A 24,031-nucleotide genomic window follows, 5' to 3' on the forward strand; every position below is an offset into this window, starting at 1 on the left:
TGAGGAATGCAGCCGCTTTGTTGGACGTTTTTTTGCTCTTATTTTTTGTTTGTGTTGGCGTTTGCGGGGCCAGTGATCTGGTTCTTGGTCTTACTTCAGGCAGTCTGTAACTCAATAAAAAAGGCCGCTTTCGCGGCCTTTTTCATGCATCGATGAGGTCAGTTACACGTCACGCGACGCCATCAAACTCAGCGCATGCCGGTAGTGCTGGCGGCGCCTTCCTGACGTAGCGGGATCAGGCGAATTTCGACGCGGCGGTTCTGTGCACGGCCGGCGTCGGTGGTGTTGTCGGCAATCGGGTAGCGCTTGCCGGCGCCCATGGTTTCCATGCGTTCGCGCTGCACGCCCTGTGCGGTCAGGTACTGGGCCACCGCGTTAGCGCGCTCTTCGGACAGGCGCTGGTTCACCGCATCGCTACCGACGCTATCGGTGTGCCCCACCACTTCCACCATGGTCTGGTTGTACTCACGCAGTGTCGAGGCCACGCCGTTGAGCGCGGTGTAGAACTGCGGCTTCAACGCAGACTTGCCGAAATCGAAGGTGATGCCGTCGGGCAGGTTCAAGGTGATGTTGTCGCCCTGGCGCTGCACGTCGATGCCGGTGTTGGCGGTGCGCTCGCGCAACGCGCGCTCCTGACGGTCCTGGTACTGGCCAACGGCCGCACCACTCAATGCGCCGATACCGGCACCGATCATCGCGTGCTGGCGGCGTTCGGTGGCGCTGTCGCCGGTGAGCAGGCCGGCGGCCACGCCGATCGCGGTACCGATCAGCGCATTGCGGCCGGTGCGGTTCTGTTGTTGGGTCTGGTCGCCGTACTGGTCGCGCTGCACGTATGAGCCGCCGGTGGCGCAGGCGGACAGCGCGATGGCGCTGGCCAAGGCCACGGCAAGGCTCTTGCTGGCTGCTGGGGACATGGTGTTCTCCTTTGGCCGGACCATCCGGCGCTGAATCGTGCCGCGAGGATAAACAGCGCAACGCGACTGGCACATGATGAAATCGCCCACCGCCAGCGCTCGGCTAGCGGTTCATTCAGGAAAACGTTTTCGCTTAGCCGCGCGTGCCTGCGTAGGCCGCCAACGCGGCATCGCGCCCTTCGGCCAGGCCGATGATCGGCGCGCGAGGATAGGTCGGTGCCAGCCGCGCCAGCGATAACGGATGCAGCCACGGTGCAAAGCGCTCTTTCACCGGCAATGCCGCCAGCTCGGGAATCCAGCGCGTGATGTAGGTGGCTTGCGGGTCGAATTTCTCGGCCTGCGTCACCGGATTGAACACGCGGAAATACGGCGCAGCATCGGCGCCAGTGCCGGCCACCCACTGCCAGCCCATCGTGTTGTTAGCCAGGTCCGCATCCACCAAGGTGTCCCAGAACCAGCGCGCGCCCTCCAGCCAATGCACGCGCAGATGCTTGCACAACAGGCTCGCCACGATCATGCGCACGCGGTTATGCATCCAGCCGGTGTGCCACAGCTGCCGCAGCCCCGCATCGACGATCGGGATGCCGGTGCGCCCGCGCTGCCATGCGTCCAGCGTGACCGGATCCACCGTGGCCCAGTCGAAGCTGGCAAAGCGCGGGTTGAGGTTTTGCGTGGTGGTGTCCGGGAAGTGATGCAGCAGGTGGTACGCAAAATCGCGCCATCCCAACTGGCGAATATAGCCGTCGATTTCCGCGCCATTGCGCGCGCTGCGCTGCGCCTCCAAGGTGCTGGCAATGCGCCAGGGCGCGATCTCGCCAAAATGCAGATGCGGCGACAACTGCGAGGTGCCAACGCGGTCGGGGCGGTCGCGATTTTCGCGGTAACCCGACAGCGCGCCGTCGACAAAGATCTCCAGCATCTCGTGCGCACCGGCTTCGCCCGGCTGCCAGTGTTCCCAGAAGCCCTGATCCCATGCCGGCGTGGGCAGCAGGTTCAGCGCATCGACGTGCACACCGTCCAGCGACGCGGGCAACGGCGGCAGGCTGCGCGGCGCGGGCATGGCATCGGGCAAGCGCAGCTGGGTGAGTGCATTCCGCCAGAACGGCGTAAACACCTTGTACGGCCCGCCCTGCTGGGTGGCCAGGGTCCATGGTTCGAACAACAGCGCGGCGTTGCAGCTTTGCACCTCCAGCCCACGCTCGCGCAGGCTGCGCTTGATCTGCGCATCGCGTGGCTGGGTGGCCGGCTCATATTTGCGGTTCCAGTACACCGCCACCGCCCCGGTCTGCGCGATCACTGCGTCGAGCACCTGCGCGCTGTCGCCCTGCCGAATCAGCAACGCGCTGCCGTGCGCGCGCAAGGAGGCATCCAGTGCGGCGAGACTGCGATGCCGCCACGCACGCGATGCCGCGCCCGGCGCCCATTGACCTTCTTCGTGCGGGGCATCGATGTAGAGCGGAATCGGGTCGTGCCCGGCATCGAGCGCGGCGCGCAAGGCGGGGTTGTCCTCCAGACGCAGATCGCGACGGAACCAGACGATGGCGTAAGACATGCGGACTCGGCAGCGGCAGGTGAGGCCGCGCAGCATAAGCCAGCGACTGCAACGATGGCGCGATGCCAGCCGCGGGGTCCATGCGAAGCGTTCGCTGGCGCATCGGCTGTGCCGCGACGTGCCACGGCAATCGCTGCGCGTCATGCCCTGCCAGCGTTGCGCGCGCTGGTGCAGCTCCGCGCGCATGGCGCCCAGGCATCGCTGCTGACACATGCGGTGCCGGGCACCACCCCCCGCATTCCTCATCGACCGCCATCCCTGAGGTCAAGACGCCACGGGTTGCCAGCGGCTTACTCGAAGCTACCCACCGAATCGTGCGCCAGATTGTCAAAGCGCGTGTATTCGCCGAAGAACTTGAGCTTGCACGAGCCGGTCGGGCCGCCACGGTGCTTGCCGATGATGATCTCGGCCAGGCCCTTGTCGGGCGAGTTTTCCTTGTTGTAGTAGTCGTCGCGGTAGATGAACACGATCATGTCCGCGTCCTGCTCGATTGCGCCGGATTCGCGCAAATCGGCCATTACCGGGCGCTTGTCGGTCCGCGTTTCCAGCGAGCGATTGAGCTGCGACAACGCAATCACCGGCACGTTGAGTTCCTTGGCCAGGCCCTTGAGCCCACGCGAAATTTCCGAAATTTCGGTCGCGCGGTTTTCGCTATTGCCCGGCACCGACATCAGCTGCAGGTAGTCGATGACGATCAGGCCCAGGTCGTGTTCGCGCTTGAGCCGGCGGCACTTGGAACGCAGCACTTCCGGCGACACGCCGGGCGTGTCGTCGATGAAGATCTTGGTTTCCTTCAACATCTTGATCGCGCCGGTGACGCGCGCCCAATCCTCGTCTTCCAGCGCACCGGTGCGCAGGCGTTGCGCATTGATGCGGCCGTTGGAGGAGATCAAGCGCATCGCCAGCTGCGACGCCGACATTTCCATCGAAAACACTGCCACGCCCTTCTTGGACTTGATCGCGGCGTATTCGGCAATATTCAACGCCAGCGTGGTCTTACCCATCGCCGGACGCGCGGCCAGGATGATCAGGTCGGTCGGCTGCAGGCCGGCGGTCATCGCATCGAAATCGGTGTAGCCGGTCGGCAGGCCGGTGATGTTGCCGCCGTTTTCGAAGCGGTTGCGCAGCTCTTCGAACGCGTCCTTCAAGGCGCCCGGCATCGCCACGAAGTCGGTCCGCCCACGCGCGCCGGCTTCGGCGATCTTGAACACCGCTTTTTCCGCCGACGCCAGCAGCTCGACGCTCTCGCGGCCTTCCGGCTGGAAGCCATCGTTGACGATGTTGGTGCCCACTTCGATCAGCTGCCGCAACACCGCCTTGTCGCGCACGATTTCCGCGTAGGCGGCGATGTTGGCCGCCGACGGCGTGGTGCTGGCCAGCTCGATCAGATAGGCGCCGTCGCCCACCTGCTCCAGCTTGCCCTGCGACTCGAACCACTCGCCCAGCGTGACCGCATCGAACGGGCGATCCTTCTCGGAGAGCTCGCGGATGGCGCGGTAGATCAGCCGATGGTCGCGCCGGTAGAAGTCGTTCTCGGTGAGCTGGTCGTTGACCTTGTCGAATGCATCCGGCGCCAGCATCAGGCCGCCCAGCACCGCCTGCTCGGCTTCCACCGAATGGGGTGGAACCCGCAACTGGTCCAGGCGCGGCTCCGGACGATCGTAGTCATCACGATCGCGGTCGCGATTGCGGTTGGAACGGAAGCCGGGACGAGCGGACATGGACGGACAGCCTGACGCGAGGGAGACGGGGGCAGGAAGCATAGTCATCGCCGGCGGCGAGGACCATGCACAACTCTGTGGATAACTGGTGCATAGCCAGTGCACCACAGCCTACGCCGGTGCGGTCTCACTGCCCGCGATGCCCTGCCCCGTCTAGCCTGCGGGCATGCCGGCCTGGCCCGCGCGCTCAGCGTGTGTGGTGTGCGATCCAGGCCAGGAAGCTGTCGACAAATCCCTGCAGGAACTTGCGGCTGTCGGCATCGGCAATCTGGTCGTCGGCGCCGAACAGGCCATCCTTGTACTGCAGATAGATCTCCGGCTGGCCGAGCACGTGCATATCCAGGTAGGCCAGCACACCACGCAGATGCTGCTGCGCCAGCGCGGTGCCGATGGCGCCGACCGAGATCCCGGCGATGGCGGCCGGCTTGCCGGCGAAGGCGCTGTCGCCATATGGCCGCGAGGCGGTATCGATGGCGTTCTTGAGCACGCCGGGGATCGAACGGTTGTATTCCGGGGTCACGAACAGCACCGCATCGGCCGCGCGTAATTGCTGCTTGAGGCGGGTGCCTTCGGCTGGATAATCGCTGTCGCGGTCCTGGTTGTACAGCGGCAGGTCGCCGATCTCCAGGAACTCGAACGTGGCCTTGTCGCCGGCCAGTTGCGCCAGCGCCTGGGCCAGCTGACGGTTGTAGGACTGCGCGCGCAGGCTGCCGACCAATACCGCAATGGTGTACTTGCTCATGGGGAACGCTCCGTGGGAACCAGCGCCCCACTGTAGGCAGCGTGGCGCGCACACCCGGTGAAGCGCCGCCCGCGCTACGACCGGACGATGGCGGCCCGCTGCGCGCGCCAGTGGTCCTGCCAGGCCTGGAACATCAGCACCGTCCACAGGTGGGTGTGCCACTTGCGCTCGCCGCCATTGAAGTCGCGCCACAGCCCGGCCACGGTATCGGCAGCGAACACGCCTTCGCGCTGCAGCGTGCCGTGTGCCAGCAGATCGTCGGCCCAGCCGTGCAGGTCGCCGCGCAGCCACGCACTCACCGGCGCACCGAAGCCACGCTTGCCGCGGTAGACCATCGGCTCGGGCAGATAGCGGCACAGCACGCGCTTGAGCAGGTATTTACTGACCCCGTCGCGGTACTTGAGCGACAGCGGCAGCGACCAAGCGAACTCGGCCACGCGCCAGTCCAGCAGCGGCGCGCGCGCCTCCAGCCCCACCGCCATGGTGGTGCGGTCGACCTTGCACAGCAGATCGTCCGGCAGATACGCAGCGAAGTCGGCCAGCATCATTGCGTCGGCCGGCGTGCCCGAGCCGTGCAGCGGATCGGCCAGGCTGTAGAAACTGTCTGGCTCGGTCGCACCCAGCACCACCGCGGCCGGGTCGCGCCAGCGTGAGATGCGGTTGCGGTAGATGTCGCCGATGCCGCGCGCGCCCGCTTCGGCCACCAGTGCCGCCAGCCCGCCGGTGCGTGAGGCTTCGCCGCTCTTGCGCGCTGCCACCGCCATCAGCCGCCGCAGCGGCGCCGGTACCAGCCCGTGCATGCGCCAGTTGCGCAGCGCGCGCTGGTAGCGCCCATACCCGAAGAACAGCTCGTCGCCGCCATCGCCGGACAGCGCCACGGTGACGCCACCGCGCGCCAACCGCGCCACCAGCGCGGTGGGCACCTGCGAGGCGTCGGCGAACGGTTCGTCGAACATGTCCGGCAAGCTCGGCACCACCGCCAGCGCATCGGCGCCGCTGACATACAGCTCGGTGTGATCGGTGTGCAGGTGCGTGGCCACTTCGCGCGCCAGCGGGGCTTCGTCGTGGTGCGAGCCCTCAAAGCCGATGCTGAAGGTGTGCACCGGCTGGTCGCTCTGCGCCTGCATCATCGCGGTGACGATCGACGAATCGGTCCCGCCGGACAGGAACACGCCCACCGGCACGTCGGCCACCATGCGCAGCGCCACTGCATCGCGCAGCACGCTATCGAGTTGCTCTTCGGCCTGGGCATCGGTGCCGGTGAATGGCGCGGCCAGCGCACGCTGCATGGCCTCGCGTGCATTCCAGAACGGTTGCTGGGCCTGGTCGGGCCGGTGTGCGGCGGCGCCGGCGGCCACCGCTTGGGCGTCCAGCCGCAGTACCCGCCCGGGCATCAGCTTGAAGGTACGTTCGTGGATGCAGGCCGGCGCCGGGATATAGCCCAGCCGCAACAGCAGGGTGAGTGCATCGCGGTCCACGCCGTTGTCGAAATCCGGGTGCTGCCACAGCGCCTTGAGCTCGGAGCCGAACACCAGCGTGTCACCGGCCCAGCCGTAGTAAAGGGGCTTCTTGCCCACGCGGTCACGGGCCAGCGACAGGCAATGGTCGCGTTCGTCCCACAGCGCCAGCGCGAACATGCCGTTGCAGCGCGCCAGGGTGTCGTCCAGGCCCCACTCCACCACTGCGGCCAGCAGCACTTCGGTGTCCGAATGCCCGCGGAAGCGGTGCCCGAGCGCCGCCAGCGCCGCGCGCAACTGCGCGAAATTGTAGATCTCGCCGTTGTAGACCAGCACGTAGCGGCTGTCGGCCGAGCGCATCGGCTGATGGCCGAGCGGAGAGAGATCCAGGATGCTCAGGCGCTGATGGGCCAGCGCAACGCCGGCCTGTGCATCGCACCAGGTGCCGGCATCGTCGGGGCCACGGTGGCGCAGGGCGCCGCCCATCGGCCGCACCAATGCTTCCAGCTGCTCGCCGTGCATGCGCGGTGTTGCCAGCAACAGTCCTGCCAATCCACACATCGTCAGTGCTCCTGCCGGCCGCTCATGCGCTCACCGGCGCAGGCATCGCCACGAAGCCCGGCAGCGCGCGCACACGCTGCAACCAGCCGTCAATCGCCGGCCAACGCTCCAGATCGAAGCCGCCGTCTTCGGCGCAATGGGTATAGGCGAACAACGCGATGTCCGCGATGCCGTAGTCGGCGCCGGTGAACCAGGCGTGCTGGCGCAGGTGCTGTTCCATCACCCCCAGCGCCTGCTCGCCACGCGCGCGCAGCTGCGGCAGCTCGGCACGGCGTGCGGCATCGCGCGGCGTCCACAGGCTGATGAAGCGCGCTACCGCCACATAGGGCTCGTGGCTGTACTGCTCGAAGAACATCCAGCTCAGCGCCTGCGCGCGTTGCCAGGTGTCGGTGGGCAGGTACGGGGTGCCTTCGGCCAGCCAGAACAGGATGGCGTTGGATTCGGTCAGCACGCGGCCGTCGTCGCGTTCCACCATCGGCACCTTGCCGTTGGGATTTTTGGCCAGATATTCGGGCGTGCGGGTCTCGCCGGAAGCGCTATCGACCTCGACCCAGTGGTAGCGGCTGCCGAGCTGCTCCAGCAGCAGACGCACCTTGTAGCAGTTGCCCGAGCTGGACATGCCATGCACGGTCAGGGGGGGACGCACGGTCGAGGTCACGCTGACTCCGCGGCAGCAACGAGGGGCTGGCAGTGTCACAGCCCTTCGCGGCTTTGCAAAGCCCTGCCGCGGGCGCACGCGGCAGGGCACATCTGCCGGTCATCCACCTGCCTACTGCCGCCCGCAGCGAAGTAGATGGCCTGCAGCGGGCGCCCTGCCGTCATTGCGGCGTTGTATCGGCTGGATCCATCAACGCCTTGCAGACCGCACGCCGATCAGCGCATCACCCATAACGCGAGCGGCACACCAATCACCGCGACCAGCATGCCCAGCAGCGACGCAGTCAAGGCCAGCGCCCCGAACGCACGGGCGCGCCTGCAGTGCGCCGCGCCGGCCACGGCCTGCAGCGCGGCAATCGCCCACCACAGCGCACCCAGCAGCAGCACGAACACGTACATCGCCAGTTGCGCCAGTTCCGCCCCGTTGCGCGCGCCGGTCCGCAGCAACGTGACATCGCCAGCGAGCGCCACCAGCCCGGCCAGCAGGCAGACCAGCCACGGCAAGGCGCTGCCCAAGGCGGCCGGCAGCACGCGGCCCAGCGACGCGGTGCTGCCCATCCAGCGCAACACCGGCTTCAGCAACACGCCACCGAGCACGGCCAGCGCATAGACGCCGATGCCGCCTGCCAGCCGCGCCCACAGTGGCCAGCTCTGCAACAGCATCCAGGCCATCAATGTCGCAGAGACCGCTGCGGTGATCCACGCGCTCCAGCGCAGGCCTGGCTGCTGCGGCATGCGTTGCGCAACGGCATACGGGTCGAACAGCATTCCGCCCAGTCCACCGAGGCGCCACCACACCACGCACCCCAACAGCAGCACGATCAACGCCCCCAGCGCTGCCATCGGCTGCAGCAGTGCGCGCCAGTTGGTTGGCGCGCGCGGCGCCGGCGTTGCCAGATCGTGGTTGAAATACAGCAGGTCGCGCGCACGCTCCATGTCGGCCGCCGCACGCTTGATGCCGTTCGGGGGAATGCGGTCGGACAACCGCTGCCACTCGCCGACGATCTCCAAGGTGCCATCTCGCATGGCCACGGTGCGCGAGAAGCGGAACCACGGGTTGGTTACCTCATCGCGCTGCGCCTTTACCGAGATTGCAGGCGTCACATGCACACGCACGGTCTGGCGCGCCAGCCGCGGGCCTTCCAGGGCCAGCGGGCTTTTTCGCGCGGCGCTTGGCAGCGTGTCCATCCAGTCGCTGAGCTGAAACAGCGGGAAGCCGACCTCGTCGCCTTCGTCCTTGGCCCATTCAAGCCGGTAGGACTCGTTGGTGCGCGCCTGCGAGCGATCGTCCGGCTGGGTGAGCGTCGGCTCCTCCTCCTGGGTCAGCGCGGTGTAGTACTGCTGCATGTACTCCAGATAGCGTTCGCCCACCGCCTCGGCACCGTCGGCGTCGAACCGCGCCGCGACCGGATCGCCGTAGCCCTGGCGATACACCGTGGCCACGCTGAAGGTCGCCACGCGCGGCGAATCCCCCATAGCGATATGGATGTCTTCTTCCACCTCGACCTGCGGCACCGTCGGCCGCGGCGCGGGCACCGCGACCAGCTCGGTCTGCCCGGCAAGCACCGGCAAGCCGCGCACGAACGGCAGTGGGCGGCGCTGCGCCAGTGGACCTTGCTCGCGGTCGCGCGTGGCATCCACCCATACCTCGCCCTGCGGCAGATGCGCGCGCACCACCACATGATCGAAGGCATACGGGCTTGGCAGGCGGTTTTCCAGACCATGCCCGCGCTCGCTGTGCACCAGCACCGGCTCGGCGCGGATGCCGGCAAGCTGCAGCAGCGCGATCAGCAGCGTGGCCTTGTCCTTGCAGTCGCCGTAGCGGTTACGCAGCGTCACCTCCGGCGCATGCGGGGCGTGCGAGTTCTCGCCCATGTCCAGGCCCACATAGCGGATCTCGCCCTGCACGAAGGCCACTGCGCGCAGCAGCGCGCCCTGAGGATCGGTGTTGCGCAGCTGCAGGCTCTGCACCATGGCGGCGGCCACCTGCGCATCCTTGAACGCGTGCGGGTACAGCTGCAGCGCCCATGCCGCCACCGCGCCCCAGCTGCCGGCGGTCGACACTTCGATCACGCCATAGGGGTCGACATCGTCGGGGGCATCTTTCTCCGGCTGCACCGCGGCAATATTGCTCGCGGCAATCTCCAGCGTGGTCACCCCGTCGGCACTGCTGACATGCCGGCTGAAGCCCGGCGCGGCGATCTTCCATTGCAACGACAACGTGGAGGGATAGCGCACGCGCACCCGGCGCTCGCCCAAGGGCACGCCGTAGCGCGCATCGAAGACGTCGTAATAGCCCTGACCAAACACCGGGTTACTGCCGGTGAGGGTCACGCCGTAGTCGACACGGTCACCCACGCGCAGGTCCGGCACGGTGATCGACAGCGTCACTGCGCCATCGATCAGCCCTTCCTCCAAGCCGCTCTCGCGGCGCAGCCGCGCGTAATGCGCCTGCGTGCGCATGTCGATCCGGCGACCGTCGCGCCAGACCTCCAGGCTGTTGAGCACCAGTTGCTGGTACTGCGGCTGGTAGTCGATGGAGATCTGCCCGGCCTCCTCCAGGTCTTTTTCGCGCCGCACGCTGTAGCTCAGCCGCCGGTACGCCTGCGGCGCGCGGCCGGTCAGATCGATCTGGTCGGACACCAGTTCATAGCGCAAGCCGCTGGTGCCGGCCACCTTGTCCGGCACGGCGTCGGCCACCACCCACGCCGGCGCGGGCGCCATACGCGGCGCATCACTGGCCTGCGCGGCCGGCACCGCCAGCACCGCAACGACGGCCAGGCACCCCCACACTCCCCACCACACGCCACGCAGGCGCTGCATCACATCCTTGCCGATCAAGCACCCACTCCTCGTCAGAACGCATTGAGCCCGGTCAGGGCCCGTCCTACCACCAGTTGATGCACGGTTTCGGTGCCCTCGTAGGTAATCACCGATTCCAGATTCAGCGCATGCCGGATCGCCACGTGCTCGGTGGTGATCCCCGCCGCCCCAAGCAGGTCGCGGCACTCGCGCGCCACATCCAGTGCCATGCGGCAATTATTCCACTTCGCCAGCGAGATCTGTTCCGGGCGCAGCGTGCCGGCCTCCTTCAGTCGCCCCAGTTGCAGCGCCAGCAGTTGCGCGGTGGCGATCCGGCGCGCCATGTCGGCCAGCTTGATCTGCGCGCTTTGCGTGGCCGCCAGGGGCCGACCGAACAGAATGCGTTCGCCGCTGTAGGCCAGCGCCTCGCGTAGGCAGGCGACCGCCGCCCCGATGGCGCCCCAGGCGATGCCGAAGCGCGCCTGGCTCAGGCAGCCCAGCGGCGCCTTCAATCCCAGCGCATCCGGCAAGCGTTGCTGCTCGTGCACGAAGACATCGTCCAGGAACACCGCCGAGGTGACCGAGGCGCGCAGGCTCATCTTGTGGCCGATGTCCTGCGCACGGAAACCCTCGCTGCGGGTGTCCACCAAAAAGCCGCGCACGCCGTCGTCGGTATGCGCCCAGATGATTGCCAGATCCGCGATGCTGCCGTTGGTGATCCACATCTTGGCGCCACGGAGCCGCCAACCGTCACCGTCGCGCACCGCGCGCGTGGTCATCGCCGCCGGGTCCGAACCGCCTTGCGCCTCGCTCAAGCCGAAACAGCCGATCACCCGGCCGGCGGCCATCTCCGGCAGCCACTGGCGCCGTTGTGCGTCGCTGCCATAGGCATGGATGGGGTACATGCACAGCGACGATTGCACGCTGACAAAGCTACGCAGGCCGCTATCGCCGCGCTCCAGCTCCTGGCAGATCAGCCCGTACGCCACCGCGCCCAGGCCGGCGCCGCCCTCGCTCACTGGCAGGCTGGCACCCAGCAAGCCCAGCGCTGCCAACTCGGGCACCAGCTCACGCGGGAAGCGCGCGGCATCGAAGGCCTCGCCGATGCCGGGCAGCACCCGCGCATCGGTGAAACGTGCCACCGCATCCTGCACCGTGCGTTCGTCATCGCTCAGCTGCGCACGCACGTCGAACAAGTCATCAGGCCGTACCGGCATTGCGCGCCTCCAGGTGGGATGCGGCGATTATCTGCCAGTTGCGCCGTCCACAGGCGGCCATCCATACGCGAGCGCTGTGTGCGGGCAGCGCCGCGGCGTCCGCACAAACGAGAAGAGCCGGCAATGCCGGCTCTTCTCTCTACTGCGCACCCAACTGCTGGTGCGCGTTGGCGCTTACTGGCGGGTGCTGCTGCTCGGGCGGTCCACGGCCGACGCGGTCTGCGTCACCAGCTGACCATCCACCACCGGCAAGCGCTCGCTGGCCGGCTTGTCGTTCATGCGCACGGTCTTCTCGAAACCGTCATAGCGGTAGGTCACGTCGTAGCCCACCACGTTGTCGGCATCGCCCAGCGAAATGCGCTCGCCCGGCTTGCTGTCCATGCGCATGGTGGCGGTGGTGCCATCCTGATTGCGGTAGGTCACGTCATAGCCGACCACGCGCGAGGACTGCGAGTTGGCATTTTCGGTATGGCACTGGCGCTCGGTGCGGTCGACCACACGGCCACCGACGTGATTGCGATCGACGCGGTTGCCGACCATGCCGCCACCCACTGCACCGGCCACGGTGGCAAGCTTGCGGCCGTTGCCGCCGCCCACCTGGTTACCCAGCAGACCGCCGATCACGGCACCGGCCACCGTGCCGCCGACGTTACCGTCACGCTCGGGCAGGCGCTCCTGCACCACCACGTCGCGGCAGACTTCGCGCGGCGAGGAGCTGGTGGTGGTTTCGCGAATGGCGTTGCTGTTGATGACCTGCGCGTACTGCGGCTCGCGCTCGGTGATCGGCGCAACCTTCACCACATCGGCATATTCCAGGCCGCGCGGTGCGGGCTCGCCGTTGGCGACGAAATCACCCGAGGACGGGCGGTTATTCATGAAGGCAGCCGTGGCCACGCCTCCGACCAGCAACGCTCCAGCAGCGACCAGTATAGTTGTCGTATTGCTCTTCATGACCAGCTCCGTGCGGACACGCCGCGTTGTTGACGGCGTGATTCCAGCACGGGAACCCTGAACAAAAACGCCCTCGCTCATGAATGCCGCAGTTAAGTTCAGCTAGCGGTTACTTCATGCATCGCTAACAGCAGGAGCCTGCGCATGCGTAATCCACTGACTTCACGCGCCCTGGACTGGGCCAGCAAGCTGCGATATCCCACTTTGTTCAAGCTGGCGGCCGCCCTGTTCCTGGTCGACATGGTGGTGCCTGATCCCATTCCGTTCCTGGACGAACTGCTGTTCGGCCTGAGTACGTTGTTGCTTGCCAACTGGAAGACGCGCAAGGCACCGCTGCCTGCGCCGGTGCGGCGCGACTGATGCCCTTGATCGACAGCCACTGCCATCTGGACGCAGGCGAGTTCGACGCCGACCGCGCCACGGTGATTGCGCGGGCACAGGCCGCCGGCGTCATGCAGCAGGTGGTGCCGGCGATCACCGCCGCCAGCTGGCCGGGCCTGCGTGAAGCCTGCGCGCTGGCGCCGGGCCTGCATCCCGCGTACGGGCTGCACCCGATCTTTCTGGACCAGCACCGCCCCGAACATCTGGAATTGCTGGCCGAGTGGATTGCGCGCGAGCGCCCGTGCGCCATCGGCGAATGCGGCCTGGATTTCTTTCTCGATGGCCTGGATGCGCAGGCCCAGCGGCACTACTTCGATGGCCAGCTACAGCTCGCCAAGCGCTTCGATCTGCCGCTGATCGTGCATGCGCGCCGCGCCGTCGAGGAGGTCATTGCGCGCATCAAGGCGGTAGGCGGCATCCGCGGCGTGGTGCACAGCTTTGCCGGCAGCCCGGAACAGGCGCAGCAATTGTGGAAGCTGGACTTCATGATCGGCCTTGGCGGGCCGGTCACCTATCCGCGCGCCAATCGCCTGCGCGGCTTGGCCGCGCAGATGCCGCTACAGCATCTGCTGCTGGAAACCGATGCGCCCGACCAACCGGACGCAGAGATTCGCGGGCAACGCAACGAACCGGCGCGTCTGCGCACCGTGCTGGACTGCATCGCGCAGCTGCGCGGCGAGCCGGCCGAAGCGATCGCGACGCAGACCAGCGCCAATGCGCGGCGGCTGTTTGGCTTGCCGGCTTGACGACGTGCAGTAGCACGCCATCACTGGCAGACCAGCGGCCAGACGCTACGACGCCGCCGCATCCGCTGCGGCAGGCAACGCTGTCGCGCTCTTGGGCTTGAGCAACATCTCCAGCGCCTTGCCGACCGCGACGAAGGCGAACGTGCCGGTGATGTGGGTGGCCGCGCCCAGCCCGGCACCGCAGTCCAGCTTGAGCGCGGCATCGGCGCCCAGTTGCGGACGAATGCCACAGACGCTGCCATCGGCTTGCGGGTATTTCACGTTCTCCAGCGAATACACCGCCGGCACGCCGAAGTAGCGCTTGGCGCTTTTCGGAAAGTTGAAGTCGCTGCGCAACTTCTTGCGGATCAGTGCCAGCATCGCGTCGTGCTCGGTGCGCGAGACATCGCGTACACGCACCAGGGTCGGATCGGTGCGCCCGCCCGCCGCGCCCACGGTCAGCAGCGGCAGCTTGCGACGCCGGCACCAGGCGATGGTTTCGACTTTCACGCGAAAACTGTCGCAGGCATCGATCACCAGATCGAAGCCCTCGCCCAGCAGGCTCTCGATATTGCCGGCGGTGAGAAATGACTCCACCGCATCGGCATCGATCTCCGGATTGATTGCCACGCAGCGCTCGGCCATTGCGCGCGCCTTGTTGCGCCCGTACTGGCCGGCCAGCGCCGGGAGCTGCCGGTTGGTGTTCGACACACATAGATCGTCGGCATCGATCAGCCGCAGATGGCCCACGCCGGTGCGGGCCAGCGCCTCCACCACCCACGAGCCCACCCCGCCCATGCCCACCACCGCGACCCGGCACTCGGCCAGCCGCTCCACCGTGCCAACTCCGTACAGCCGGTCGATACCGGCAAAGCGTTCACGCCATTGTGCTTTCATCGGCCTATTTTACGCGCCCCATCCAAGGCGCGCTCACCTGGAGCAGCCATGTCCGCACCGCCTCCCGCGCAATCCCATGCGACACGCTATGTGTTCGTTCTCGTGCTGGGCGTACTGATCGGCCTGGTCTGCACGGTGATGGTGGCGCGCACGCTGCAGGCACGGCGCGACCCGGTGCCGGACAGCCTGATGCAGGTCATGGACCATCAACTGCGCGCCCTGCCCGGCCCATCCAGCGGCAGCTGTGAACCCGCCAGACAACACGCGCGGCTGCAGACGCTGCAGCTGCTGGCCACTGACCTGGAGCCGGTGTTCGGCGACCTGGGCGAAGACCGGCGCTTTGAAGAACACGCGCAGGCACTGCGCGCTGCGATCGCTGCGCCACTGCACGCGCCGAACCTTGATTGCACTGCGCTGACACAGGCGCGAGCGCAGATTTCCGAGGCCTGTGAGGCCTGCCACCGTGACTTTCGATGAAGGCCTCGCTCGGGTTTCGTTAAGCCTGGAGTGATCCAGTTGGCAGGCCGTTCACCTGGACCATCACAGGATGACGTCGCCGCGGCCCCGACCGCCTACCGAATTCCTGGAGAGACCTCATGAAGACCCGACTGCTCGTCATTGGCCTGGCCGCCACCGCAACCCTGGTCGGCTGTGCCACCTCCCAGCCCCAGTACGGCAGCTATCGCGGCGACCGCGGCTACGACCAGGGCGGCTACTCGCAGCAGAACCGCTGCGTGGATTGCGGCATCGTCACCCGCATCGATGAGGTTGGCCCCACCCGCAGCGCTCCGACCGGCACCGGCGCGGTACTCGGCGGCATTGTCGGCGCGGTCGCTGGCCGTCAGATCTCCAAGGAGACCGGTGGCAGCAAGGGCAACAAGAACGTGTCTGCCGTTGCCGGTGCCGCTGCGGGCGCCCTGGCGGGCAACGCGATCCAGAACAACGTCACCAGCGAGAGCTACGACGTGCAGGTGCGCATGGACGATGGCCGCGTGATCATGGTCAACCAGCGCGACCTGGCCGGCGTGCGCGAAAACGCCTATGTGCGCGTGGTCAACGGCAAGGTCGTGCTGCGCTAAGCGCACGCCGCTTAACGCCGTCCTGAGCAGAAAGGCCCGGCAACGGGCCTTTCTGCCGTCTGCGCAATGCCTGTGCTCAGACCACCTGCACCGCGTCGGCCTGCAGGCCCTTCTGGCCTTGCACGACGGTGAAGCTGACTTTCTGGCCTTCCTTGAGGCTCTTGAAGCCCTGGATCTGGATCGCGCGGAAATGCACGAACACATCCTCGCCATTTTCGCGGCTGATGAAGCCGAAGCCCTTGGCATCGTTGAACCACTTCACGACACCATTTTCGCGTTCGATGTTGGACATCTCGACTGACTCCCTACGACACTGTGTATGGAATTGGCGGCGGTGGCTGGTTGCAAGGAGGAAGCGAGGTACAAGGATGTAGCGGATCGGTCGATCTACCGCATCAGGCCACGATTCACTGTGACCCCGGCAAACAGCTGCGGCTGCAACTTAACCCGCACAAAACGAAATTTCAAGCACCCCTTGCGCATTTTTGTCAACCCTGAAATAGGACATTTCTAGACCATCATGGACACCACCGTCGTCTACTACATTCTGGCCGGCGTGCTGGTCCTGGTCGGGCTTGCCGGGGTGATCCTGCCGGCCTTGCCCGGGTTGCCACTGGTGTTTGCCGGCCTGTTGCTGGCGGCCTGGGCGGACGGCTTCGCGCATGTGGGATGGGTTGCGCTGGTGGTGCTGGGCGTCATGACGGCGCTGTCCTTCCTGATCGACTTCCTGGCCACGGTGTACGGCGCGCAGCGGGTCGGCGCCAGCAAGCTCGCGCTGTGGGGCTCGGTGATCGGCGCCATTGCCGGAATCTTCTTCATGCCGATCGGGCTGTTCGTGGGTCCCTTCGCTGGCGCGTGGATCGGCGAGTATTGGCAGACCCGCAAGACCGGCCAGGCTACCAAGGTGGGGATCGGCACCTGGCTGGGCATCGTCTTCGGCACTGCCACCAAGCTGGCGCTGGGCATGTGCATGCTGGGCGTGTTCGCGATCGCCTGGTTTTTCTGAGGCGACAACAACCGCGGGCCGGCGACGGCGCGTGCTTCATCGGCAGCTCCGCGGCCGCGGTCGCGTCCGACTTGTTATGCCGCCGTGTACACATGGCTTATGCAGACGCGACCGTTATCCTGCGTCCTTCTGCGCCTGTGTGGCGCCTCCACCTCGGCCAGCACCCATGTCCAAGCACCGTACCCGTCCCCTAATGCTGATCGCCCTGGCCGCTGCGCCGTTGGCGCATGGGCAGGAAATCGCTCCGCAGCCGGCATCGCCGCAGGCCTGTACCTCCGTGACTTCGGATGCCGCGCGTCTGGCGTGCTACGACCAGGCGCTGGGATATACCCCGCAGGCCGTGCAGGAGGCAGATGCCGCCGCGCAGTTGGCCAAGCAGGCCGCCAAATCGGAAGACACCCGCAAGATCAGCCGCGTGGGCGATTTCTTCCGCGCCGACGGCCAGGACCACCCGAAGGAAGAAGCGGTCGCCAATGCCGGCCGCGGCTCGCTGCTGGATCGCCGTTGGGAGCTGGCCAAGGATTCCAAGCTGGGCACCTTCCAGTTACGCGGCTACAAGCCGGTCTATCTGTTGCCGGCATTCTGGACCAGCGACACCAACCGCACGCCGCAATCGCCGAACCCGGCCAACTCGGTCAGCACGCCGCAGCAACTGGACAGCGCCGAGCTGAAGTTCCAGCTGAGCTTCAAGACCAAGGTGGTTGAGGATCTGTTCGGCGACAACGGCGATATCTGGATGGGCTATACCCAGAGCTCGCGCTGGCAGGCCTACAACTCCGATGCCTCGCGCCCGTTCCGCGAGACCAATTACGAGCCGGAAGCGATGCTGGTGTTTCGCAACAACTACAGCATCTTCGGCTGGAAAGGCCGCATGAGCGGCATCAGCATCAATCACATGTCCAACGGCCGCGAAGACCCGCTGTCGCGTTCCTGGAACCGGGTGATCCTCAACATCGGCCTGGATCGCGAGAACTGGGCGCTGACCTTGCGCCCGTGGTTCCGTATCAAGGAAGACCGTGCCGACGACAATAATCCGGACATCGAGGATTACATGGGCCGCGGCGACGCCACCCTGGTCTATAACAAGGATGGCCACGAATTCGCCTTGATTGCCCGGCATTCGCTGCGTGGCGGCGACCGCTCGCACGGCTCGGTGCAACTGGATTACGGCTTCCCGATCACCAACCTGTTGCGCGGCCACGTGCAGGTGTTCGACGGCTATGGCGAGAGCCTGATCGACTACAACCACAAGGCCACCTATGTGGGCGTGGGCGTGTCGTTGCTGGAATGGTTCTGATGCGTCGGCCGCATGGGTGCACGCAGGCCCGTCAACGCCGGCGGTAAATCCTGGAGGCCGATGTTGTCGCAGCAGCGACGGCACAATCAGTTGCCATGAAAAAAGCCGGCATCGCTGCCGGCTTTTTCAATTCAGATGTTTCAGCGCAGCAGCAGGAGCAGAAAACGCCGCACACCTGCGTGTTGCCACCGCCTCAGACGTCGAAGAAATCGACCTTGCCGTCCTTGAGCGTGTAGTAGGCGCCAACCACACGGCAGCTACCGCCACGCAGCGGTTCAAGAAGTGCCGGCTCGGACGCACCACGCAGGCGGTCCACGGTGCGCTTGACGTTTGCCTTCACCGATGCCGCCAGCAGGTCTTCACCGCCCTGGCTCTTTGCCGTCAGCACGGCCGGAACGATGGGTTCGATCATCGCGCCGATCGCGCCGGGGAAGAACGCGTTCTGCTCGACCACCGACACCGCCGCCGCCACCGCGCCGCAGCTTTCATGCCCCATCACCACCACCAACGGCACGCCGAGCTGGCTCACTGCGTATTCGATCGAGCCCAGGGCGGTGGTGTCTACCGTGTTGCCGGCATTGCGCACGATGAACATTTCGCCCAGGCCGCGGCCGAACAGCAGCTCCGGCGGCACGCGCGAATCCGAGCACGACACCAGGATCACGAACGGGGTCTGCCCAAGCGCAAGCTCCAGTCGGCGCTTGCCGTCGGAGATCACCTTCTTGGGGCGGTTCTCGACGAACGCCTTGTTGCCGTCACGCAGCACCTGCAGCGCCTGTTCGGCGGTGAGGTCAGTTTTCTTGCTGGGCGCAGCGCGCAGCGAGAACGGCAATGAGGCAGCGGCAGCAGCCACCGGTGCGCAACATGCGCATTGCAACAGTTTGCGACGCGATACGGACTGCAACATGGTAGAGCCCCTGTTCTCTGTGTGTCTCGCGATCGTACACCTGGGCAGGCATAACCCAGCGGACTCAACTGCAACTATCGACACACCGCTTCGCCTGCGCGTTCGCGGTTCAGGTCCAGTCGGTCAGGCCCTCGCGCCGGTAGGTCTCCTGGAATGCCGGCCGCGCCTTCATCCGCTGGGCATGCGCGTGCAAGGCGGGCCAGGTATCCGTGGGTTTGGGCATATTGCGCGACCAGCGCATCAGCATGGTCAGCAGGAAATCGACCGCCGATAGCGTGTCGCCCAGCAGATACGGGCCGTGCGCCTGCAGGTGCGCGTCCACCTGCGCCCAGGCCGCCTCCAGTTTCTGCCGGGCCTGCGCTTGCGCAGCGTCGACCTGCTCAGCGCCGGCCGGCTCGTCCGGGTAGAACCAGGCGCGATACGCCGGCTGCAAGGTGTTGGCGCAGAAGAACATCCACTGGTAGTACGCCGCGCGTGCCGGCGTCCCCGGCGGCGGTGCCAAGCCCGCCTGCGGGTGCAGGTCGGCCAGGTGCAGCACGATGGCCGCCGCTTCGGTCATCACCTGTCCCTCCAGCACCAGGGTCGGCACCACGCCGGCCGGGTTGAGCGCGAGATACGCGGGGGATTTCTGCTCGCGCCGGTCGAAGTCCAGTGGATGCAGCACGTGCGGCACCTGCAGTTCGATCAACATCCAGTGCACGACCAGGGCGGCGGTGCTGGGGGCGTGGTACAGCGTCGTGGTCATGCAGGCTCGCTCGTTAGGTGGGACAGGACTAGTTGGTACAGGAACGCAAACAGGCAAGCTTGTGCGGTTCACAGCGATTGGCATCGCTTTGCTGGGTGCAATCGAACACCTGCGCCATGCAATTGGCCCGCTGCGCCGGATTCTGGGTTGCGTCGCAGCTCTTTCCGCGCGGTGCAACCGCCATGCGGCAATTGCTTTCGCTTGGCCGGTCGGCGTTGCACTGCGCGGCGCTGCGGTTGCACTGCGCGATGCAGCGCTCCATCACCGAGGGGCCGTCAAAGCGCGTCGCGGTGTCGCTGGGCTTGAGCGGCTTTTTCTCGGCAAACGGCACCGGTGCGGTGGGCTGCGGCGCGTAGTTGCCGGAAGGAAACAGCGCGGTGGGCTGGGTCTTTTGCTGCGCTGCCAGCGGCAGGCTGGCGCACACCAAGACGGCAAGGCAAATGAGGCGGAGCATTCCTGTTCTCCTGAGGGTGCTGGCATGTGCACCCCGAGCATAGCCCGTTCCTGTTGGGCCGTCCTGCCACGTAAGACACGCATGCAGGCATCTTTTCCAGCGCACAAACACCGCGTGCGAACAACAGATATACGCGGTGCCCAAACTGAAAACGGCGACGCAGTGGGTGTGCGTCGCCGTTCCAGGTTTGCTTATTCCACCACCACCGGAATCTTGCCGATGCGCGACTGCCACAGCCGCGGGCCGGTCTTGTGCACCGATTCGCCGGTGGAATCCACCGCCACCGTCACCGGCATGTCCTTGACCTCGAACTCGTAGATCGCCTCCATGCCGAGGTCTTCGAAGGCCAGCACGCGTGCGGCCTTGATCGCCTTGGACACCAGGTACGCCGAGCCGCCGACCGCCATCAGGTACACGGCCTTGTTGTCGCGGATGGCGTCGATCGCCGCATCGCCACGCTCGGACTTGCCGACCATGCCCAGCAGCCCGGTTTGTTCGAGCATCTGGCGGGTGAACTTGTCCATGCGCGTGGCGGTGGTCGGGCCGGCCGGGCCCACGACTTCGTCGCGCACCGGGTCGACCGGGCCAACGTAATAGATGAAGCGGTTGGTGAAGTCGACCGGCAGGGTCTCGCCGCGGTTGAGCATGTCGATCATGCGCTTGTGCGCGGCATCGCGGCCGGTGAGCAGCTTGCCGTTGAGCAGCACCACTTCGCCCGGCTTGAAGCTGGCCACTTCTTCGCGGGTGATGGTGTCCAGGTTGACCCGGCGCGCGTTGGTCGGGTTGTAGGTGAGCTTGGGCCAGTCTTCCAGCGAAGGCGGGTCCAGCATCACCGGGCCGCTGCCATCCAGGGTGAAGTGCGCATGGCGGGTGGCCGCGCAGTTCGGGATCAGCGCCACCGGCAGGTTGGCGGCGTGGGTCGGGTAGTCCTTGACCTTGATGTCGAGCACCGTGGTCAGGCCGCCCAGACCCTGGGCACCGATGCCCAGCGCGTTGACCTTTTCGTACAGCTCCAGGCGCAATTCTTCGGCGCGATTGGAGGCGCCACGGGCCTGCAGATCGACGATGTCGATCGGCTCCATCAGCGCTTCCTTGGCCAGCAACATGGCCTTTTCGGCGGTACCGCCAATGCCGATGCCGAGCATGCCCGGCGGGCACCAGCCGGCGCCCATGGTCGGCACGGTCTTGAGCACCCAATCGACGATGGAATCGGAGGGATTGAGCATGGCGAACTTGCTCTTGGCCTCCGAGCCGCCGCCCTTGGCCGCCACGATCACCTCAAGATGGTCGCCCGGCACGATCTTGGTGTTGACCACCGCCGGGGTGTTGTCCTTCGTGTTGGCGCGCTTGCCGGCCGGGTCGGCCAGCACGCTGGCGCGCAGCTTGTTGTCCGGGTGGTTGTAGGCGCGGCGCACGCCCTCGTTGACCATGTCTTCCACGCCCATCGTGGCGTCGTCCCAGCGCACGTTCATGCCGATTTCCAGGAACACGGTGACGATGCCGGTGTCCTGGCAGATCGGGCGGTGGCCTTCGGCGCACATGCGCGAGTTGATCAGGATCTGCGCAATCGCGTCCTTGGCGGCCGGCGACTCTTCGCGCTCGTAGGCGGCGGACAGATTCTTGATGTAGTCGACCGGGTGGTAGTAGCTGATGTACTGCAGCGCATCGGCGACGGACTGGATGAGGTCTTCCTGCTTGATCGAGGTCACGGCTGGCTCTACGGCTGGCGGGGGCAATCCGGGCATTTTAGTCCAAACCGCCGGCCGGACCGGCGCAGCCAGGAGAAGGCAGCGTTGCACGCGGCGATCGCGCCGCGCATGGACGTGTGGGCGCTCGCGGCGCCGCACCTGATCGCGGGCGCGGGCGGGCAACGTACGGCCCGCCCTGCTCCGCTGTGGCGCCCCAACACCCGCAGCGCACGCGGCCCCCGGCACACTATGCCCATGTCAGCATCCCGACCCGGCGCCAGCGCGCCCGCCCCCCGTACCGGCCCCACCCTGCGCGAGCGCTTCGATGCGCTGCGCAACCTGCCGCCCTTCCTGCGCCAGATCTGGCAGACCAGCCGTTGGTTGAGCGCCAGCAGCATCGGCTTGCGCGTGCTACGCGCGTTGATGCCGATCGCCACGTTGTACATCGGCAAGCTGATCATCGACGAGGCGATCCACCTGGTGGGCCAACCGCCGGCATTCGATTCGTTGACCCAGGCATTGGCCAGCGGCCGGCTCAACCGGCTGCTGGAGTTGCTGGCTTTGGAACTGGCGCTGGCGATCGGCTCGGACCTGCTCGGCCGCCTGGTCGGTTACGCCGATGCGTTGCTCTCGGAGTTGTTCAACAACGCGGCCAGCGTGCGGCTGATGGAACACGCTGCGCAGCTGGATCTGGAGGATTTCGAAGACCCCGACCGGCAGGACAAGCTGGATCGCGCACGCCGCCAGACCATGAACCGCATGAACCTGATGAGCCAGTTGTTCGGCCAGGTGCAGGATGCGATCACCGTGGCCAGCCTGGCGGTTGGCCTGCTGGTGTATGCACCCTGGTTGATCGTGCTGCTGGCCATTGCGTTGATTCCGGCCTTCATCGGCGAGGCGCATTTCAATGCGCTGGGCTATTCGCTCAACTTCCAGTGGACCCCGGAGCGCCGCCAGCTCGACTACCTGCGCCAGGTCGGTGCCAGCGTCGAAACCGCCAAGGAAGTGAAGATCCTCAACCTGCACCGGTTTCTGATTACGCGCTACCGCCGGCTGGCCGACAAGTTCTTCCAGGCCAATCGCGCGCTGGCACGCAAGCGCGCGCTGTGGGGCGCGCTGCTGGCGGCGCTGGGCACGCTGGGCTATTACGCGGCCTATGGCTACATCGCCTGGCGCACGGTGCGCGGCGATTTCAGCATCGGCGATCTGACCTTTCTCGCCGGCAGCTTCCTGCGCCTGCGCCAGTTACTGGAGGGCCTGTTGATCGGGTTTTCGCAGGTCGCCGGGCAAGCCTTGTATCTGGACGATCTGTATTCGTTCTTCAACATCGTGCCGGAGATCCGCTCGCGCCCGAACGCGCTGCCGGTGCCGCGGCCGATCCGCCAGGGCTTCGTGTTCGAGGACGTGGGCTTCCGGTACCCGGAGGCCGAACACTGGACGATGCGGCATCTGAATTTCGAGCTGCGCGCTGGCGAAGTGCTGGCGCTGGTCGGCGAAAACGGCGCCGGCAAAACGACTTTGGTGAAACTGCTGGCGCGGCTGTACGACCCGGACGAAGGCCGCATCCTGCTCGATGGCCGCGACCTGCGCGATTACGACCTGGACGATGTGCGCGCCAACCTGGGCGTGATCTTCCAAGATTTCGTGCGCTACCACCTGAGCATTGGCGAGAACATCGGCGTGGGCCAGGTGGATGCGATGGACGACACCGATCGCATCCGCACCGCCGCGCAACGCGCGATGGCCACCGAGCTGATCGACAGCCTGCCCGATGGCTATAACCAACTGGTGGGGCGGCGCTTCAAGAACAGCGTGGACCTGTCGGGCGGGCAGTGGCAGAAGATCGCCATCGCGCGCGCCTACATGCGCGATGCGCAGCTGATGATCCTGGACGAGCCCACCGCCGCACTGGATGCGCGCAGCGAGTTCGAAGTGTTCCAGCGTTTCAAGGAATTGTCCGACAACCGCACCGCGGTGCTGATCTCGCACCGTTTTTCCAGCGTGCGCATGGCCGACCGCATCCTGGTACTGGCTAATGGCCGCATCGAAGCAAGCGGGACCCACGCGGAACTGATGGCACAAGGCGGGCGCTATGCGGAGTTGTTTGAGCTGCAGGCGGCGGGGTATCGGTGATTGGGGCGGGAATCGGGAATGGGGATTCGGGAATGGTCAGACGCAGCTTCCCGCGGCTGAGAGGGAATGAGCGTGCTGATCCAACATGCTCGGCCCACTCGCTCACTGCACCGATTCCCGATTCCCTATTCCCAACTCCCGGCCA

Annotated in this window: 22 protein-coding genes; 7 read left to right on the forward strand and 15 right to left on the reverse strand. The window is 66.2% G+C overall.

Annotated elements, in window-relative coordinates; all coding sequences use genetic code 11:
- Nucleotides 1-188: 188 nt before the first annotated feature.
- From QRM60_RS02385 to QRM60_RS02425, 9 genes are all read right to left on the reverse strand, one after another.
- Nucleotides 189-914 carry an OmpA family protein gene (locus tag QRM60_RS02385; protein WP_285445531.1) on the reverse strand — a complete coding sequence of 242 codons (726 nt, stop codon included), beginning with the start codon at nt 912-914 and terminating at the stop codon, nt 189-191.
- Between the two features lie 133 nt (nt 915-1,047).
- On the reverse strand, nt 1,048-2,466 hold the full coding sequence (locus QRM60_RS02390) for a deoxyribodipyrimidine photo-lyase (RefSeq protein WP_285445532.1): 1,419 nt from the start codon (nt 2,464-2,466) through the stop codon (nt 1,048-1,050).
- A gap of 290 nt (nt 2,467-2,756) precedes the next feature.
- The gene (locus QRM60_RS02395) at nt 2,757-4,187 is read right to left on the reverse strand and encodes a replicative DNA helicase (RefSeq protein WP_011036624.1); all 1,431 of its coding nucleotides are present in this window, start codon (nt 4,185-4,187) and stop codon (nt 2,757-2,759) included.
- Between the two features lie 187 nt (nt 4,188-4,374).
- Nucleotides 4,375-4,929, reverse strand: a complete 555-nt coding sequence (locus QRM60_RS02400) for an NAD(P)H-dependent oxidoreductase (RefSeq protein WP_285445533.1) — start codon at nt 4,927-4,929, stop codon at nt 4,375-4,377.
- A gap of 74 nt (nt 4,930-5,003) precedes the next feature.
- A complete protein-coding gene (gene asnB / locus QRM60_RS02405; protein WP_285445534.1) occupies nt 5,004-6,947 on the reverse strand; it encodes an asparagine synthase (glutamine-hydrolyzing) in 1,944 nt (647 codons plus the stop codon).
- Between the two features lie 22 nt (nt 6,948-6,969).
- Nucleotides 6,970-7,593: a glutathione S-transferase family protein gene (locus QRM60_RS02410; protein ID WP_285445712.1), complete on the reverse strand. Its 624-nt coding sequence runs from the start codon at nt 7,591-7,593 to the stop codon at nt 6,970-6,972.
- A 227-nt stretch (nt 7,594-7,820) separates the two neighbouring features.
- Entirely contained in the window at nt 7,821-10,367 is a 2,547-nt protein-coding gene (locus tag QRM60_RS02415) for a DUF3857 domain-containing protein (protein WP_285445713.1), read from the reverse strand.
- Between the two features lie 92 nt (nt 10,368-10,459).
- On the reverse strand, nt 10,460-11,623 hold the full coding sequence (locus QRM60_RS02420) for an acyl-CoA dehydrogenase family protein (RefSeq protein ID WP_285445535.1): 1,164 nt from the start codon (nt 11,621-11,623) through the stop codon (nt 10,460-10,462).
- A gap of 174 nt (nt 11,624-11,797) precedes the next feature.
- A complete protein-coding gene (locus tag QRM60_RS02425) occupies nt 11,798-12,574 on the reverse strand; it encodes a glycine zipper 2TM domain-containing protein (protein WP_011036618.1) in 777 nt (258 codons plus the stop codon).
- Nucleotides 12,575-12,718: 144 nt separating this feature from the next.
- Here QRM60_RS02425 and QRM60_RS02430 point away from each other — a divergent pair, with 144 nt between their 5' ends.
- Together QRM60_RS02430 and QRM60_RS02435 are read left to right on the forward strand one after the other, a co-directional pair.
- Entirely contained in the window at nt 12,719-12,934 is a 216-nt protein-coding gene (locus QRM60_RS02430) for a DUF6116 family protein (RefSeq protein ID WP_076036054.1), read from the forward strand.
- Nucleotides 12,934-13,701 carry a TatD family hydrolase gene (locus QRM60_RS02435; RefSeq protein ID WP_285445536.1) on the forward strand — a complete coding sequence of 256 codons (768 nt, stop codon included), beginning with the start codon at nt 12,934-12,936 and terminating at the stop codon, nt 13,699-13,701. The genes QRM60_RS02430 and QRM60_RS02435 overlap by 1 nt, the downstream gene beginning before the upstream one ends.
- A 45-nt stretch (nt 13,702-13,746) precedes the next feature.
- Here the strand turns inward: QRM60_RS02435 and QRM60_RS02440 are convergent, their stop codons facing one another.
- Entirely contained in the window at nt 13,747-14,577 is an 831-nt protein-coding gene (locus QRM60_RS02440; protein ID WP_285445537.1) for a tRNA threonylcarbamoyladenosine dehydratase, read from the reverse strand.
- 48 nt (nt 14,578-14,625) lie between these two features.
- On the opposite strand from QRM60_RS02440, the gene QRM60_RS02445 reads away from it, so the two are divergent.
- Nucleotides 14,626-15,054 (forward strand): cytochrome c, encoded by a 429-nt coding sequence (locus QRM60_RS02445; RefSeq protein ID WP_115576795.1) that lies wholly within the window; start codon nt 14,626-14,628, stop codon nt 15,052-15,054.
- 119 nt (nt 15,055-15,173) lie between these two features.
- Nucleotides 15,174-15,656, forward strand: coding sequence for a glycine zipper 2TM domain-containing protein (locus QRM60_RS02450; protein ID WP_011036613.1), 483 nt, complete (start codon nt 15,174-15,176; stop codon nt 15,654-15,656).
- A gap of 76 nt (nt 15,657-15,732) precedes the next feature.
- Here QRM60_RS02450 and QRM60_RS02455 read toward each other — a convergent pair whose 3' ends face one another.
- The gene (locus tag QRM60_RS02455; protein ID WP_003483561.1) at nt 15,733-15,948 is read right to left on the reverse strand and encodes a cold-shock protein; all 216 of its coding nucleotides are present in this window, start codon (nt 15,946-15,948) and stop codon (nt 15,733-15,735) included.
- 228 nt (nt 15,949-16,176) lie between these two features.
- On the opposite strand from QRM60_RS02455, the gene QRM60_RS02460 reads away from it, so the two are divergent.
- Nucleotides 16,177-16,662 (forward strand): DUF456 domain-containing protein, encoded by a 486-nt coding sequence (locus tag QRM60_RS02460; protein ID WP_011036612.1) that lies wholly within the window; start codon nt 16,177-16,179, stop codon nt 16,660-16,662.
- 166 nt (nt 16,663-16,828) lie between these two features.
- A complete protein-coding gene (locus QRM60_RS02465) occupies nt 16,829-17,959 on the forward strand; it encodes a phospholipase A (protein WP_285445538.1) in 1,131 nt (376 codons plus the stop codon).
- Between the two features lie 193 nt (nt 17,960-18,152).
- On the opposite strand, the gene QRM60_RS02470 is transcribed toward QRM60_RS02465, so the two are convergent.
- From QRM60_RS02470 to QRM60_RS02485, 4 genes are all read right to left on the reverse strand, one after another.
- Complete coding sequence (locus QRM60_RS02470; RefSeq protein WP_172666351.1) at nt 18,153-18,791, reverse strand: carbonic anhydrase; 639 nt, start codon at nt 18,789-18,791, stop codon at nt 18,153-18,155.
- A 184-nt stretch (nt 18,792-18,975) separates the two neighbouring features.
- Complete coding sequence (locus QRM60_RS02475) at nt 18,976-19,611, reverse strand: glutathione S-transferase family protein (RefSeq protein WP_285445539.1); 636 nt, start codon at nt 19,609-19,611, stop codon at nt 18,976-18,978.
- 28 nt (nt 19,612-19,639) lie between these two features.
- A complete protein-coding gene (locus QRM60_RS02480; RefSeq protein ID WP_285445540.1) occupies nt 19,640-20,209 on the reverse strand; it encodes a hypothetical protein in 570 nt (189 codons plus the stop codon).
- A 47-nt stretch (nt 20,210-20,256) separates the two neighbouring features.
- Nucleotides 20,257-21,774 carry a fumarate hydratase gene (locus QRM60_RS02485; RefSeq protein WP_014507279.1) on the reverse strand — a complete coding sequence of 506 codons (1,518 nt, stop codon included), beginning with the start codon at nt 21,772-21,774 and terminating at the stop codon, nt 20,257-20,259.
- A 234-nt stretch (nt 21,775-22,008) separates the two neighbouring features.
- Here QRM60_RS02485 and QRM60_RS02490 point away from each other — a divergent pair, with 234 nt between their 5' ends.
- On the forward strand, nt 22,009-23,886 hold the full coding sequence (locus QRM60_RS02490; protein WP_228436059.1) for an ABC transporter ATP-binding protein: 1,878 nt from the start codon (nt 22,009-22,011) through the stop codon (nt 23,884-23,886).
- The last annotated feature ends 145 nt before the right edge of the window (nt 23,887-24,031 follow it).

This window comes from Xanthomonas sp. fls2-241-TYG-148 (assembly GCF_030208815.1).
Classification (GTDB): domain Bacteria; phylum Pseudomonadota; class Gammaproteobacteria; order Xanthomonadales; family Xanthomonadaceae; genus Xanthomonas; species Xanthomonas campestris.